At 66.6% G+C, this 15,097-nt stretch carries 15 protein-coding genes; 9 read left to right on the top strand and 6 right to left on the bottom strand.

Translation table 11 applies throughout. From position 1 onward, the window contains the following. Positions 1-10 precede the first annotated feature (10 nt). Genes RCAP_RS12375 through RCAP_RS12360 form a run of 4 tightly spaced genes read left to right on the top strand, consistent with a single transcriptional unit; the run spans position 11 to position 5,080 of the window. Positions 11-1,162 carry a microcin C ABC transporter permease YejB gene (locus RCAP_RS12375; RefSeq protein WP_013068208.1) on the top strand — a complete coding sequence of 384 codons (1,152 nt, stop codon included), beginning with the start codon at positions 11-13 and terminating at the stop codon, positions 1,160-1,162. Next, a complete protein-coding gene (locus RCAP_RS12370) occupies positions 1,162-2,268 on the top strand; it encodes an ABC transporter permease (protein ID WP_013068207.1) in 1,107 nt (368 codons plus the stop codon). Before RCAP_RS12375 ends, RCAP_RS12370 begins: the two co-directional genes overlap by 1 nt. Next, positions 2,265-3,857: an ABC transporter ATP-binding protein gene (locus tag RCAP_RS12365; protein WP_013068206.1), complete on the top strand. Its 1,593-nt coding sequence runs from the start codon at positions 2,265-2,267 to the stop codon at positions 3,855-3,857. Before RCAP_RS12370 ends, RCAP_RS12365 begins: the two co-directional genes overlap by 4 nt. Beyond that, on the top strand, positions 3,854-5,080 hold the full coding sequence (locus tag RCAP_RS12360) for a glycosyltransferase (RefSeq protein WP_013068205.1): 1,227 nt from the start codon (positions 3,854-3,856) through the stop codon (positions 5,078-5,080). The genes RCAP_RS12365 and RCAP_RS12360 overlap by 4 nt, the downstream gene beginning before the upstream one ends. Positions 5,081-5,166: 86 nt before the next feature. Here the strand turns inward: RCAP_RS12360 and rsgA are convergent, their stop codons facing one another. After that, positions 5,167-6,201 carry a ribosome small subunit-dependent GTPase A gene (rsgA, locus tag RCAP_RS12355; RefSeq protein ID WP_013068204.1) on the bottom strand — a complete coding sequence of 345 codons (1,035 nt, stop codon included), beginning with the start codon at positions 6,199-6,201 and terminating at the stop codon, positions 5,167-5,169. A gap of 251 nt (positions 6,202-6,452) precedes the next feature. Next, the gene (hemN, locus tag RCAP_RS12350; protein WP_013068203.1) at positions 6,453-7,808 is read right to left on the bottom strand and encodes an oxygen-independent coproporphyrinogen III oxidase; all 1,356 of its coding nucleotides are present in this window, start codon (positions 7,806-7,808) and stop codon (positions 6,453-6,455) included. 57 nt (positions 7,809-7,865) lie between these two features. Here hemN and fnrL point away from each other — a divergent pair, with 57 nt between their 5' ends. Continuing rightward, complete coding sequence (gene fnrL, locus RCAP_RS12345) at positions 7,866-8,612, top strand: transcriptional regulator FnrL (protein WP_013068202.1); 747 nt, start codon at positions 7,866-7,868, stop codon at positions 8,610-8,612. Continuing rightward, complete coding sequence (locus RCAP_RS12340) at positions 8,605-9,000, top strand: DUF4087 domain-containing protein (RefSeq protein WP_198525885.1); 396 nt, start codon at positions 8,605-8,607, stop codon at positions 8,998-9,000. Before fnrL ends, RCAP_RS12340 begins: the two co-directional genes overlap by 8 nt. Positions 9,001-9,011: 11 nt before the next feature. Here RCAP_RS12340 and RCAP_RS12335 read toward each other — a convergent pair whose 3' ends face one another. From RCAP_RS12335 to RCAP_RS18595, 4 genes are all read right to left on the bottom strand, one after another. Beyond that, positions 9,012-9,785, bottom strand: a complete 774-nt coding sequence (locus RCAP_RS12335) for a FadR/GntR family transcriptional regulator (RefSeq protein WP_013068200.1) — start codon at positions 9,783-9,785, stop codon at positions 9,012-9,014. A 99-nt stretch (positions 9,786-9,884) separates the two neighbouring features. After that, positions 9,885-10,559 (bottom strand): OmpA family protein, encoded by a 675-nt coding sequence (locus tag RCAP_RS12330; RefSeq protein ID WP_013068199.1) that lies wholly within the window; start codon positions 10,557-10,559, stop codon positions 9,885-9,887. Between the two features lie 123 nt (positions 10,560-10,682). Then, positions 10,683-11,582: a methylated-DNA--[protein]-cysteine S-methyltransferase gene (locus RCAP_RS12325; RefSeq protein WP_013068198.1), complete on the bottom strand. Its 900-nt coding sequence runs from the start codon at positions 11,580-11,582 to the stop codon at positions 10,683-10,685. Between the two features lie 75 nt (positions 11,583-11,657). Next, positions 11,658-12,605 (bottom strand): Hint domain-containing protein, encoded by a 948-nt coding sequence (locus RCAP_RS18595; RefSeq protein WP_013068197.1) that lies wholly within the window; start codon positions 12,603-12,605, stop codon positions 11,658-11,660. A 154-nt stretch (positions 12,606-12,759) separates the two neighbouring features. Between RCAP_RS18595 and nth the strand changes: the two genes are divergently transcribed. Genes nth through RCAP_RS12305 form a run of 3 tightly spaced genes read left to right on the top strand, consistent with a single transcriptional unit; the run spans position 12,760 to position 15,053 of the window. Continuing rightward, the gene (nth, locus tag RCAP_RS12315; RefSeq protein WP_013068196.1) at positions 12,760-13,404 is read left to right on the top strand and encodes an endonuclease III; all 645 of its coding nucleotides are present in this window, start codon (positions 12,760-12,762) and stop codon (positions 13,402-13,404) included. Continuing rightward, positions 13,401-14,387, top strand: a complete 987-nt coding sequence (locus RCAP_RS12310; RefSeq protein WP_013068195.1) for an adenosine kinase — start codon at positions 13,401-13,403, stop codon at positions 14,385-14,387. The genes nth and RCAP_RS12310 overlap by 4 nt, the downstream gene beginning before the upstream one ends. A gap of 3 nt (positions 14,388-14,390) precedes the next feature. Next, the gene (locus tag RCAP_RS12305) at positions 14,391-15,053 is read left to right on the top strand and encodes a class I SAM-dependent methyltransferase (RefSeq protein ID WP_013068194.1); all 663 of its coding nucleotides are present in this window, start codon (positions 14,391-14,393) and stop codon (positions 15,051-15,053) included. The last annotated feature ends 44 nt before the right edge of the window (positions 15,054-15,097 follow it).

Genomic DNA, 15,097 nt, shown 5'->3' with positions numbered 1-15,097 from the left:
CAAGGGAACGATGGGCGCCTATATCCTGCGGCGGTTGATGCTGGTTTTGCCGACGCTTTTCGGCATCATGCTGATCAATTTCGCGCTGACGCAATTCGTGCCCGGGGGGCCGATCGAAAGCATCATCGCCCGGGTGCAGGGCGAGTCCGATGCGACGCGCAACCTGACCGGCGGCGCCGATGCCGGGCAGGGCCAATCGGCCGAGGACATGGGCTATCAGGGCGCGCGGGGGATTTCCCCCGATCTGCTGGCGCAGCTCGAGGTGCAGATGGGCTTTTCGCGCATCACCTGCGCCCCGGGCTTCACCGGCACGCCGAACCTGAAGGACCCAGCCTGCACGCGCGAAAAGATCCCGGCGCATGAACGCTTTTTCAAGATGATCGGCGATTATCTGGTCTTCGATTTCGGCGAGAGTTTCTTCAAGAACAAGTCGGTGGTCGATCTGGTGATCGAGAAACTGCCCGTCTCGATCTCGCTGGGGCTCTGGTCGACGCTGCTGGCCTATCTGATCTCGATCCCCTTGGGCATCCGCAAGGCGGTGAAGGACGGCACCAGCTTCGACACCTGGACCTCGGCGGCGATCATCGTTGCCTATGCCATTCCGACGCTTGTGTTTTCCGTGCTTTTGATGGTGCTTTTCGCGGGCGGCAGCTACTGGAAGATCTTCCCGCTGCGCGGGCTGACGTCCGATGATTTCGAGACGCTGTCGCTGGGCGGCAAGGTGCTCGATTACCTCTGGCACATCTGCCTGCCCACCATCGCGATCACGCTGTCAAGCTTCGTCACGCTGACGCTGTTGACGAAGAATTCCTTTCTGGACGAGATCAACAAGCAATATGTGATGACCGCCCGCGCCAAGGGGCTGACGGAATCTCGCGTGCTTTACGGCCATGTCTTTCGCAACGCCATGCTGATCGTCATCGCCGGGTTTCCGGGCCTGTTCCTGTCGGTGCTCTTTTCCGGCTCGCTGATCATCGAGACGATGTTCTCGCTCGACGGGCTGGGCCTGCTGGGCTATCAGGCCGCGGTCGAGCGCGACTATCCCGTTGTTTTCGGATCGCTTTACGCCTTCGGGCTGATTTCGCTGGTGATCGGGATCCTCTCTGACATCACCTATACCCTTGTCGATCCGCGCATCGACTTCGAGCGGAGGGCCGGTTGATGCCCCTGTCCCCCCTGGCCCAGCGCCGCTGGCGCAACTTTCGCGCCAACCGCCGCGCCTTCTGGTCGCTGATCGTCTTTGCGACGCTGTTCCTCCTGTCGCTTTTCGCCGAGCTGATCGCCAATGATCACCCGATCGTGGTGCGCTATCGCGGCGAATTCTTCTTTCCGGTCTATCAGTTCTACCCCGAAACCGCCTTTGGCGGCGATTTCCGCACCGAGGCGATCTACACCGATCCCGCCGTGCAATGCCTGATCGTCACCGGCGGGCGGCAAGAATGCTGGGATACCCCCGAGGAGACCCGGAAAGAGGCCGAGACCCGTGGTACCGTCGGCGGCGAAGCCGTTGAAAAGGGCTGGATGATCTGGCCGGTGATCCCCTATCACTACCGCACGATCAACGATGTCGGCACCGCGCCCTCGGCCCCCGATCGCGACCACTGGCTGGGCACCGACGACACCGCGCGCGATGTGGCGGCCCGGGTGATCTATGGGTTCCGCATTTCGGTCGCCTTTGCACTGATCGTCGCCTCGGTCTCCTCCGTCCTTGGCATCGCCGCCGGGGCGGTGCAGGGCTATTTCGGCGGCAAGGTCGATCTGATCTTCCAGCGGCTTCTGGAAATCTGGTCCTCCACCCCGTCGCTTTACGTCATCATCATCCTGTTCGCGATTCTGGGGCGCAGCTTCTGGCTGCTTGTGGGGGTCACGATCCTCTTTGGCTGGCCCGCGCTGACCGGCGTGGTGCGGGCCGAGTTCCTGCGCGCGCGCAATTTCGAATATGTCCGCGCCGCCCGTGCGCTTGGGGTTTCCGACCGCGTGATCATGGTCCGCCACATCCTGCCCAATGCGATGGTCGCCACCATCACCATGCTGCCTTTCGTCATCACCGGGGCGATCTCGGGGCTGGCGACGCTTGATTACCTCGGCTACGGGCTGCCCTCCTCGGCGCCCTCGCTTGGGGAACTGGCGCTGCAGGCGAAACAGCATCTGCAGGCGCCCTGGCTGGCCTTTACCGCCTTCGTCACCTTCGCCACCATGCTGTCGCTGCTCGTCTTCGTGTTCGAGGGCCTGCGCGATGCCTTTGACCCGCGCAAGGTGTTCAAATGACTGCCGTTCTTTCTGTCGAAAACCTGCGCGTCAGCTTCCGCCAGGAGGGGCGCGAGATCCCCGCCGTCAAGGGGGTCAGCTTCACCGTGGCCAAGGGCGAAACCGTGGCGCTGGTGGGGGAATCCGGCTCGGGCAAGTCGGTCACGGCGCTGTCCACGGTGTCGCTTCTGGGGCCGAATGCGCGGGTCACGGGCTCGGTCACCTATCTGGGCCGGGAAATGGTCGGGGCCGATGAAGCGAGCTTGCGCGCGGTGCGCGGCAATGACATCAGCTTCATCTTCCAAGAGCCGATGACCTCGCTCAACCCCCTGCATTCGATCGAAAAACAGATCGGCGAGAGCCTGGCGCTGCATCAGGGGCTGACCGGCGCCCCGGCGCGGGCGCGGATCATCGAGCTGTTGACCCGGGTCGGCATTTCGAACCCGGAAAGCCGTCTTGCGGATCTGCCGCATCAGCTGTCGGGCGGGCAGCGGCAACGCGTGATGATCGCGATGGCGCTGGCGAACGGGCCGGAACTGCTGGTGGCGGATGAACCGACGACGGCGCTCGATGTGACGATCCAGGCGCAGATCCTCGAGCTTCTGGCGGAACTGAAACGCGATCTGGGGATGAGCCTTCTCTTCATCAGCCATGATCTGGGGGTGGTGCGCCGCATCGCCGACCGGGTCTGCGTGATGTGCCAGGGCGAGATTGTCGAACAGGGCCCGACCGCGGCGATTTTCGCCAATCCGCAGCACGCCTACACGAAAAAGCTGCTCGCCGCCGAACCCGTGGGCCGGGCCGAGCCGGTGTCCGCGCAGGCCGAACCCCTTTTGCAGGCCGAGGCGCTGAAGGTCTGGTTTCCGATCAAGCGCGGGCTCTTGCGCCGCACCGTGGGCCACATCAAGGCAGTCAAGGAGGCCAGCCTGACGGTGCGGGCGGGGGAAACCCTTGGCATCGTGGGGGAATCCGGTTCGGGGAAAACCACGCTGGCGCTGGCCCTGATGCGGCTGATCGAGAGCGAGGGGCCGATCCGCTTTGCCGGGCAGGATATTTCGCGCTGGCAGGCAAAACAGCTGCGGCCGCTGCGCCGCGACATGCAGATCGTGTTTCAGGACCCGTTCGGCAGCCTGTCGCCCCGCATGACGATTGAGCAGATCATCGCCGAGGGGCTGGGCGTGCATGGGGTCGCGCCGGGGCGCAACCGGCGCGAGATGGTGGCCGAGATCATGGCCGAGGTCGGGCTCGATCCCGCCGCGATGGCGCGCTATCCGCATGAATTTTCCGGCGGCCAGCGCCAGCGCATCGCGATTGCCCGGGCGATGATCCTGCGCCCGCGCGTCGTTGTGCTGGATGAACCGACCTCGGCGCTGGACATGACGGTGCAGGTGCAGATCGTCGATCTGTTGCGCGATCTGCAGCGCCGGCACGGGCTGGCCTATCTTTTCATCAGCCACGATCTGCGGGTGGTGCGGGCGATGGCCCACAAGATCATGGTGATGAAGGAAGGCGACGTGGTCGAGGCCGGTCCCGCGGCGCAGATCTTCGAGCAGCCGACGACCGACTATACCCGCGCGCTGATCGCCGCGGCTTTGGGAAAACCCGCATGAAGATCCTGTTCGTCCATCAGAATTTCCCCGGCCAGTTTCCGCATCTTGCCCCGGCGCTGGCCGCGCGCGGCCACGACATTCTGGCGCTGACGACCGAAACCAACAACCGCCCCGCGCCGGTGAAGGTGGTGAAATACCGCAAGCCCGCCGAGGTGACGCTGGAGCCGCGGCTGACGAAAATGTATGCCGAGGTCAGCGAGCGGGGCCTGCGCGCGGCCTTTGCGGCGCGGCAGCTGCGCAGCCAACACGATTATGTGCCCGATGTGATCTTTGGCCATCCGGGCTGGGGCGAGACCCTGTTCCTGCGCGAAGTCTGGCCCGAGGCGAAACTGCTCGTCTATGCCGAGCTGATGTACAAGACCACCGGGCTTGATACCGATTTCGACCCGGAATTTGCCAAGCCCGGGCTGGAAAGCCGGATTTCGACCACGGCGCGCTCGGCGCATCTGATCCAGTCGATCGTTCAGGCCGATGCCGCGCTCTCGCCCACGGAATTTCAGGCCTCGACCTTTCCGCCCGAATTGCGCGCCAAGATCACCATCTGTCATGACGGGGTGAACACGGCGCGGCTGGTGCCGAACCCCGCGGCGCGTTACACCGTGCCGGGCACCGGCTTGACGCTTTGCGCGGGCGACGAGGTGGTGACCTTCATCAACCGCTCGCTTGAACCTTACCGCGGCTATCACACTTTCATGCGGGCGCTGCCCGAGGTGCTGGCGGCGCGGCCCGCGGCGCAGGTGCTGATCATCGGCGAAGAGGGGCAAAGCTATGGCGCCGCCCCGCCCGAGGGCTCGTGGAAGCAGAAGTTTCTGGACGAGGTGAAGGATCGGCTGGATCTGCGCCGGGTGCATTTTCTGGGCCGGGTTCCGTATCAGGATTTCATCGCGATCATGCAGATCGGCCGGGTGCATGCCTATCTGACCTATCCCTTCGTGCTCAGCTGGTCCTTGATGGAGGCGATGTCGGCGGGGGCGATGGTGGTGGGGTCGGACACGGCGCCGTTGCGCGAGGTGATCGAGGACGGGGTGAACGGGCGGCTGGTCGATTTCTTCGACATCAAGGGCTGGTCGGCGGCGCTGACCGATGCGCTGGCGCGGCCCGAGGCTTACCTGGAGATGCGCCGGGCGGCGCGGGCCTCGGTGGTGGCGAAATATGATCTGGAAAGCCGGTGCCTGCCGCGGCTGATCCGCTTTGTCGAGACGGCGGGCGGCACGTTGCGCTGAGATCCGGGGGCGCCCTCCTTGGGCGGGCAAGCCCGCCGCGCGTCGGGCGCGGTGGGGCGATGCCCCCACCGGCCCCCGAACCGGCGTCAGTCGCCGCGCAGCCGGGATTTGTCGCGCAGCGCCGCCCGGGTCATCTTGCCGAAGGCGCGGTCGCGGGCATGGGCCTCGGCCAGGGTTTCGGAATTGATCCGGTCCTCGCGGCGCAGCTTTTGCCAGCGCCCCAGCCGCGCCGGATCGACCGTCCCCGCGGCGATCGCCGCCTGCACCGCGCAGCCGGGCTCGGTCTGATGGCGGCAATCGGCAAAGCGGCATGCCCCCGCCAGCGTGTCGAGATCGTCGAAGGTCGCGGCGATCCCCGCCCCGGCATCGCTGAGCCGCAATTCCCGCATGCCGGGCGTGTCGATCAGCCAGCCGCCCTGCACGAGCCGGTGCAGATGCCGCCCGGTGGTGGTGTGGCGGCCCTTCGCATCGTCTTCGCGGATCGCCGCCGTGGCCTGATCCGCGCCGGTCAAGGCATTGGCAAGCGTGGTCTTTCCGACCCCCGAAGAGCCGAGCAGCGCCACCGTCTGCCCCGGTCGGCACCAGTCCGCCAGCCGATCCCCCGGGGCGCGGGCGTCCAGCGCCACGACCGGCACGCGGCGGTCGATCATTGCGGCGCGGTCCTGCCAGGCCGCGGGGTCGGGGGCGATGTCGGCCTTGGTCAGCACCAGCACCGGGGCAACCCCGGCGGCGCGGGCGAGCGCCAGATAGCGCTCGATCCGGGCCGGGTTGAAATCGGCGTTGCAGGAGGTGACGATGAAGAGCGTGTCGACATTGGCGGCGATCAGCTGCCGGTCCGCCCCGGTGCCCGCGGCGCGGCGGGCCAGCGTGCTGCGCCGCGCGAGCAGGCGCAAAAGCCGGGTCCCGTCACACAAGCCCCAATCGCCGACGGCGATTTCGGCGGTGGAGAGCCCCGCGGGCGGGAGAAGCGAGAGCGGCCCGGTCGGGCACAGCGCCTCGATCCGGCTGCGATGCACCGCGCTGATGCGGCAGGGGGTGAGGGTGGCAAGTTCGTCAAGCGTGAGTTGACGCAGGAAATCGGACGCCCAGCCGAGCTCGGCGAGCGGGAACGTGTCGGTCATCAAGGTGATCCTCGCAGGACACTGAAAGACAGGCGCCAGGGCGCCGGTGACATTCAGGGGGCACGAGGCTTCGGCGGTCAGACCGCCCGGAAAACCCCGGCCCGGAGGCGCGCAAGATCCGACAAACATCCCTCCTGTGCTGGTTTCGGCCAGTTTACGCCCTTTGCGCCGAAATACCAGCCCGAAGCGGCGGGAAAAGAAATGGGCGCCTTGCGGCGCCCAGTCTGCCCTTCCCTTGTTATGGAAGCGCCTCAGATCGCCGAGCTGTGCCCGGCTTTCGAGAGGTCATAGGCATCGAAATGACGCGCGATCATCCGCGTCAGCGGCCGGCCCTGTTCGGGGATTTCCAGCCCCGCTTCGGTCACCACCACCATGTCTTCGAATTTCGCCACGCAAGCGGCGAATTCGGCATCCAGAACCGCCGGATCGGCGCCCCATTGGCTGACAAGTTCCGCCTTGTCGGCCTTGAAGTCGCACATCAGCATCTCGATCAGACGGCCGCGCATCAGGTCTTCCTTCGAGAAGACAAAGCCGCGGTGGGTCGAGAACTTGCCCTCGCGGATCGCCGCCGTATAGGTGCCGGTCGGGCTTTCGTTCTGCGCAAAGCCCTGCGGGAAGCGCGAGATCGACGAGGCGCCCAGCCCCACCAGGGCCTCGGCCTGATCGTCGGTATAGCCCTGGAAGTTGCGGCGCAGCTTGCCCGCTTTCAGCGCGGTGGCCAGCCCGTCATGCGGCAGCGCGAAGTGGTCGATGCCGATCACGTCATAGCCCGCCTTGGTGAACAGCTCGCGCGAGAGGTGGAACAGCTCCAGCCGCTCGGGCGGGGTCGGCAGGTTTTCCGACGGAATGAGCGATTGCCGACGCGACATCCACGGCACATGGGCATAGCCGTAGAAGGCGACACGGTCGGGTTTCAGCGACAGCACCTTTTCGACGCTTTCGGTCATCTTCTGCGGCGTCTGATGCGGCAGCCCATAGAGGATGTCGGCGTTCAGGCTGTTGATGCCGCGGTCGCGGATCATGTCGACGACCATCTTCGTCACTTCGAAGGTCTGTTCGCGGCCGATCACCGACTGGATGAAGGGGTCGAAATCCTGAATGCCCACCGAGGCCCGGTTCATCCCCGATTGCGCCAGCGCATCCATGCGTTCGTCGTCGATCTCGTTCGGGTCGATCTCGACCGAGAATTCGCCATTCTCGCCCAGCGGCACCGCCTCAAAGACCGCCTCGGCGATCTTGCGCATCGAGTCCGCCGGAAGCAGCGTCGCGGTGCCGCCGCCCCAATGCAGCCGCGACAGCTTCACGCCCGGGGCAAGATGCGATTTCAGCATCGCAACTTCCTTGATCAGCGTCTCGGCATAGGTCTTCACCGGCGCGTCGGTCTGCGTGCCCTGGGTGCGGCAGGCGCAGAACCAGCACAGGCGCCGACAGAAGGGCACGTGCATGTAAAGCGAGATCGACGCCCCCGCCGGAATCGCCTCGATCCACTCGATGAACTGCGAGGGGCCGATATCCTTGGAGAAATGGGGTGCAGTCGGGTAGCTGGTGTAGCGGGGCACCTTGGCATCGAAGAGGCCGAGCCGGGCGAGTTGCGATTCATGTTTCATGGGCGTATTGTATCCTTCACGACGCGAACAAAGTATTGTCCCAAATCAAGCAAGGCAATGTCTCACGACGACGCTCATCCGGTCTCGCTGCAATGCGGAGACTGCCCGATCAGGCACCGGGCCGTCTGCGCAAGATGCGAGAGTTCCGAACTCGATGAACTCGAGGGCGCGAAGTATTACCGGAGCTTCGAAGCGGGGCAGACGGTGATCTGGTCGGGCGACAAGATGGACTTCGTGGCCTCGGTCGTCTCGGGGATCGCGACCCTGACCCAGACCCTCGAAGATGGTCGCACGCAGATGGTGGGATTGCTCTTACCCTCTGATTTCGTTGGAAGACCCGGCCGCGACCGGGCGGCTTACAATGTCACCGCGACGACCGATATCCTGATGTGCTGCTTCCGCCGCAAGCCCTTCGAGGAGATGATGGAGCGCACGCCGCACATCGCGCAGCGGCTGTTGCAGATGACTTTGGACGAGCTCGATGCCGCGCGCGAATGGATGCTTTTGCTCGGTCGCAAGACCGCGCGCGAGAAGATCGCCTCGCTTCTGTCGATCGTCGCGCGCCGCGATGCGTCGATTCGTCACCGCAAGATGCGCGGCCGTCTGAGCTTCGATCTGCCGCTGACGCGCGAGGCGATGGCGGATTATCTTGGCCTGACGCTGGAGACCGTCAGCCGGCAGATGTCCGCGCTCAAACGCGACGGGGTGATCGAGCTGGAGGGGAAACGTCACGTCACCGTGCCCGACATGGACCGGCTGCTGATCGAGGCGGGCGACGACAGCGATGGCGGTCTGATTGCGTAAGATCGTGGCGCTGGCCGTGGCTTTCGGACTGGGGACGGGACTGGGGGCGGGGGCGGTCCTGGCCGAGGCGCGGTCGGAAACCCGCTGCGGCTGGTTCGTCAATCCGACGCCGGGGAATTTCTACCTGACCGATGCCGAGGGGGACTGGTGGTTCGCCGCGCAGGGCGCGCTCGAGGTCGGCGGCTGGGACAATCTGGACTGGTCGGAGGCCGATTTCGGCGACGACTGGGTCGCGACGAATGGGTCTTACGGCTATGGCTGCGCCTGCGCCGCGGGCGATTACGGCCGTGCCGCCGAGGGCGAGGTCTGGTTCATCGACCGGCTGAAGGCGCTGCCGCTGGCGAAATGCCTGCGCGATCCGGCCCTGCCGCCGCCGCCGCGGGGCTGACGGCGCCGCGGTTACGGCGCTTTCGCGCTTTGATGTTGCAGCCGCAGCCGGGCCAGCGCCTCGTGGCGTTCGGCCTTGCGCAACTCGGTCAGCGCCACTTCGACGAAATCCATATGCGCCGCCACCGCCGCCCGCGCGGCAAAGCCGTCGCGCGCCTGAATCGCCGCGTTGATCGCCCGGTGCTGCTCCAGCAGCGCCTCGCGGGTGGAGCGGTTGCGGAACATGATCTGGCGGTTGTAGAACACGCCTTCCGACAAAAGGTCGAACATCGCCCGCATCATGTGCAGCATGATGATGTTGTGGCTCGCCTCGACGATCGCCATGTGGAATTGCGCATCCAGCGCCGCCTCGTCGGCGGGGTTGCGCTTGCCATGGGCCGTTTCCATCCGCGTCAGGATCGCGTCGATCACCTTCAGATCGGTGTCCGAGCCCATCTTGGCCGCGCGTTCCGCCGCCATCCCCTCCAGATCGCGCCGGAAGGCGAGATAGTCGAAGACCGCCTGATCGTTGCGGGCGAAAAGCCGGATCAGCGCGGGCGAAAACGCCGAGCCCAGCACTTCGGCGACGAAGATCCCCGATCCGGCGCGGGTGGTCAGCAGGCCTTCCTGCTGCAATTCCGCCACCGCCTCGCGCAGCGAGGGCCGCGACACCGCAAGGCGTTCGGACAATTCGCGTTCCGACGGCAGCCGTTCGCCGGGGCGCAGCACGCCCTCGACGATCAGATTTTCGATCTGACGCACGACGGCCGAGGCAAGTTTCTCGGATTCGATCTTCTGGAATGGCATTTCTCTCTCCCGTGGTCAGAAACTATGACCAATGGGAAAGACGGGCAATGGGAAATGGCAGGCCGGGCGCGAAGCCCGGCCTGTTGTCCGGGGCGCTGCTTACCGGTTCGGACGGATGATGAATTCGACGCGGCGGTTTTGCGCCTTGCCCGCGGCGCTGAGGTTCGAGGCGACCGGCTGTTCCTCGCCGCGGCCGTAAGCCACGACGCGATAGGAGGGCACGCCGGCGCCGATCAGGATGCGGGCGACCGCATTGGCGCGGTCTTGCGACAGGCGCTGGTTATAGGCGGCATCGCCGTCCGAATCGGTGTGGCCGACGACATCGACGGTGGTGTCGGGATAGCGGTTCAGACTGCCCGAGAGCGTGTAGAGATCGCGTTGCAGATCGGGGCGCACGGCGGCGCTGTCGACGGCAAAGAGCACGTCTTGCGGCATCGTCACGATCAGCTGGTTGCCCTGACGCACGACCGAGACGCCGTTGGTGTCCAGATCGCGGCGCAGCTCCTGCGCCTGCTTGTCCAGCTGGTTGCCGATGGCGCCGCCGATCAGCCCGCCGACGATCGCCCCGGCGGCGGCCTTTTCCAGTTTCTCGTCGCCATTGCTGGTGGCGCCCAGAACGCCGCCGATCAGCGCCCCGGTGATCGCGCCGCCGCGCATGTTGGCATTGGGGTCGGCGCTGGACGACCCGGTGTAGCCCTGGCTGTAGGGTTCGGTGCAGGCGGCCAGTGCGAAAAGCCCGGTGCAGGCGAGAAGGAGGGTGGAGGTCTTGGTCATGGATCTGCCCTTGTGCTTGCGGCCATCGCGGCCGTTGCCCCCAGTCTACCCCAGATTTTCGTCGCGGTTCCATGCCCTCTGCGCATTGGGCGGATTCTTGCGCATCAAATTCCGGCGAGAGGGTCAGAGCCCGGCTTCGTGTCTGGCCCCATGCCCGGCCTCATGTCTGGCCGCCTCGCGCGCCAGCAGCGCCCGTTTCAGCCCCAGCCCCCAGTGATAGCCGCCCAGCCCCCCCGAGGCGCGCAGCACCCGGTGGCAGGGGATCAGCACCGCGACCGGGTTGCGCCCGACCGCCGTGCCCACCGCCCGCACCGCGCGCGGGCTGCCGATGCGCGCGGCGATGTCGGAATAGCTGCGGACCTCGCCCGAGGGGATGGCCAGAAGCGCCTCCCAGACCTTGATCTGGAACGGCGCGCCAAGGACGCAAAGCCGCGCTTCGCCGCCGGTGCCGAAGGCCGCCGCGACCCAGCCTGCCAGTGGCGCCGGGTCCTCGGTCAGCCGCGCGCCGGGCCAGCGCGCGACCATGTCGGCAAAGGCGGCCTCCGGGCCCATCTCCTCGGTGAAGGCAAGGCCGCACAGGCCGCGGTCGGTGCCGAACCCCAGCACCGGGCCGAAGGGGCTGTCGAACCGGCCCCAGCGGATCACCAGCCCGGCCCCGCCCGCGGCGAATTCGCCCGGGGTCATCGCCTCCCAGCGCAGGATCAGATCATGCAGCCGCGAGGGGGCGGAAAGCCCCGCCGTCTCGGCGACCTGATCAAGCGGCAGCTTTTGCGCCAAAAGCTCGCGCGCCAGCGTGAGCGAGAGATATTGCGTGTAGCGTTTCGGCGAGACCCCGGCCCAGGCGGAAAAGACGCGCTGGAAATGCGCCGCCGACAGGCCCAGCCGTGCCGCAAGCGCGTCGAGCGGGATCTGCACCGGGCGGCCCGCGGCCCGGGCCTCGGCCTGGGCGGCGTCGATTTCGGTGATCGCCCGGGCGATCAGGCGGTAGTGATAGCGGTCTTCCAGCGGGATCGGGTCGGACATCGGCACGCCTTTCGTTGCGCCATCCTAGCCCGGTTCGGACGCTGCGGGCGACCCGAAAGCTGCGGTTTCGGCGGGTCAGGCGGCGACGCGGCGGGCGCGGGCCAGACGTTCGCGGCGGAACATCGCCACTTCCCAATCTTCAAGCCAGGCGCGGACCGGATCGGCATGGCCCGCGGTCACGCGCGCGCTGATCGCGCCGCGGATGCGGTCGGGCAGCAGCGACAGATAGGCGGCATCGGCATGGACCGAGCCGACCCACATCCCTTCGGCCAGCACAACCTCGGGGGTGGCGAGCAGCATCGAGTAGAGCTTTTGCGACCCCGCCCCGGCCTCGGCCTTGGGCAGCGCGTGACGGGCCTTGGCGAACATCTCGGATTCGCCGAACCAGAGTTCCAGTTCATGCCCCGCCAGAAGCACCCCGGTCCCGGGCGAGAGCAGCACGTCGCGTTCCGGCAGCGCCTCGCCGAAACAGGCGGCGGAAAGCAGCAGCGGCCGGGTTTCGGCCGGCGCGCGGCGCGGCATCGTGTGCTGGCCGACCCAGAGAAGCGGCTGATAGCCGTTGTCGCGCGTCAGCACCCGGTCGCCCGGGCGCAGCCAGTCGATCGGCGCCGGGCCCTCGGCGGTGGCGATCATCGTGCCGGTGCCCAGGCAGGGCAGGGCGGCGATTTCCTCGGGGCTGGCGGCGCGGGCGGGCAGGGCGAAGGGCTCGGCCTCGGTGTAATCGATGCCGGGGGTCAGCGGCTCCGAGGCCATGTAAAGGCACAGCACCCCGGCAATCTCGATCCGGTCGAGCCGGATCATGCCGCCGTCCGGTTTTTGCAGCACCAGCGGCACATCGGCGGTCATCTGCCCCGCGGCGACGACATGGCCCATCGCATCGCGCAGTTCGGAGCGCAGTTCGGACCCGTCGGCGCCATGCACAAGCTGCCAGAGCATCGTGGCGGTGTCGAAATCATGGTCGAGCGACCAAAGCCCGCGCTCGGCGTCGAAGCCCAGCACCGAAACCGGATAACCGTAGTCCATGTGACCTCCTGCACCTGCAGATACGCGCCCATCTTTCCGCGTCACGGCAAACGAATCGTTAACGGCGGCGGCGAATTGTCCGCAAATTGCCGAATTCGGTTAATCCTGCGCGCGCCCTCTTGCCCCGTGCGGGAACGGCGGGCAGAAGGGGGCCATGGGTGCACAGCTTGATTATCCGACGATGAAAGAGGTCTTCCGCCGGTTTGCGGAGGCCAATCCGCATCCCGAGGGCGAGCTGGAGCATGTGAACGCCTTTACCCTGCTGGTCGCGGTCGCGCTCTCGGCGCAGGCGACCGATGTGGGGGTGAACAAGGCCACGCGCGCGCTTTGGCCCGTGGCCGACACGCCGCAAAAGATGCTGGCCCTGGGCGAGGAAGGCCTGACCCATCACATCAAGTCGATCGGGCTTTACCGCACCAAGGCGAAGAACGTGATCGCGCTGAGCCGTCTGCTGGTCGAGCGCTTCGACGGGCAGGTGCCGTCCTCGCGCGCGGCGCTGGTCAGCCTGCCCGGTGTCGGGCGCAAGACGGCGAATGTCGTTCTGAACATGGGCTGGGGGCACCCGGCGCAGGCGGTCGATACCCATATCTTCCGCGTCGGCAACCGCAGCGGCATCTGTCCGGGCAAGGATGTCGATGCGGTCGAGCGCGCCATCGAAGACAATGTGCCGGTGGAATTTCAGCGCCATGCGCATCACTGGCTGATCCTGCACGGGCGCTACATCTGCACCGCCCGCAAACCCCGCTGCGCCGATTGCCTGATCCGGGATCTGTGCCGTTACGAGGAGAAGACCGCATGAAGAAATACCAGATTGTCGGCATCGGCAACGCCATCGTCGATGTGATCGCGCAATGTGACGATGAATTCCTGGCCGCGATGGGCATCGAAAAGGGCATCATGCAGCTGATCGAGCGCGAGCGCGCCGAAAAGCTTTATGCCGCGATGGCCGAGCGGACCGAGGCGCCCGGCGGCTCGGTCGGCAACACGATCGCGGGGCTGGGCAACCTTGGCCTGACGGCGGCCTTCATCGGCCGCGTCGCCGATGACACTTTGGGCCATTTCTACAAGGCCGCGCTGAATGCCGAGGGCACGGATTTCCCGAACCCGCCGGTGAAGGGCGCCGATCTGCCCTCGTCGCGCTCGATGATCTTCGTGACGCCCGATGGCGAGCGCTCGATGAACACCTATCTGGGGATCTCGGCCGAGCTTTCGACCGAGGATGTGGCGCTTGAGGTGGTCGAGAACACCGAGATGCTGTTCCTTGAGGGCTATCTTTTCGACAAGGATCACGGCAAGGCGGGGTTCCTGAAAGCCGCGCAGGGCTGCCACCGCGGCGGCGGGCGGGCCGGGATCTCGCTTTCCGACCCGTTCTGCGTCGATCGGCATCGCGACAGCTTCCGCCGTCTGGTCAGGGACGAGATGGATTTCGCGCTGGGCAATGAACATGAATGGGCCTCGCTCTACCAGACCGATCTGGAGAGCGCGCTGCAACAGGCGGCCTCCGAATGCGGGCTGGTGGTCTGCACCCGCTCGGGCGCCGATGTGGTGGTGATCCGGGGCGAAGAACGGGTGGAAGTGCCGGTGAACCGGGTGGTGCCGGTCGATGCGACGGGGGCGGGCGATCAGTTCGCGGCCGGGTTCCTTTATGGCATCGCCACCGGTCAAAGCCTTGAAGTGGCGGGCAAGATGGGCTGCATTGCCGCGGCCGAGGTGATCAGCCATTACGGCGCGCGGCCGGAAACCGACATTCTGGCGCAGTTCAAACAGGCCGGGCTGCTCTGATCCATGGGCCGCTCGCCCTATCTGGCGCCGGATTTCTACGGCAAGGCGCTGGCCGAGGGGCGGCACCGGGCCATCGTCGGCGGGCGCTGGGACGAGACCGGGCGGGCGCAGATGGCGGCGCTGTGCGAGGTGGGGGGGCTGGCGCCCCACCATCATCTGCTCGACATCGGGGCGGGGGCCTTGCGGCTTGGCTGCAAGGCCGTCGCCTATCTCGAGCCGGGGCATTACTGGGGCACCGATGCCTCGCGTGATCTGATGCTGGCGGGCCATGCGGCCGAGCTGGCGGACCCGGCGCGGCTTGACCCCGCGCAGCTGATCGAGGATGACGCCTTCGCCTTTCCGGGCGTGCCCGAGGCGATCACCCATGCCATCGCCTTTGCGGTCTTTCCGCATCTGCCGCATGACTGTCTGGGCCGGGCGCTGGCCAATCTGGCCCGGTTCCCGCGGCTCGAAGTCTTTCTGTTCACGGTGTTTCTGGCGCCCGAGGCGCAGGCGGGGGCGGCCTTTCGTCAGCCCGATGGCGTCGTGACCCATCCCGACCGTCCGCCCCGGCATGTGCCGGAGCGCGAGGTTCTGGCCGCCGCCCCGGGTTGGGATCTGACGAAACACGACCGGATGCTGCCGCGCGGCCAGGTGCTGTTCGAGGCGCGGCGGGCGGGGGGCTGAGAGGTCTTCTTGACCGAGGCCATCGCCGAGGTCACGCGGAACGG

It is taken from the genome of Rhodobacter capsulatus SB 1003, assembly GCF_000021865.1.
Taxonomy (GTDB): domain Bacteria; phylum Pseudomonadota; class Alphaproteobacteria; order Rhodobacterales; family Rhodobacteraceae; genus Rhodobacter; species Rhodobacter capsulatus_B.
The sequence above is the reverse complement of the archived record's forward strand: the minus strand, read 5'-3'. Positions and strand labels throughout refer to the sequence as shown.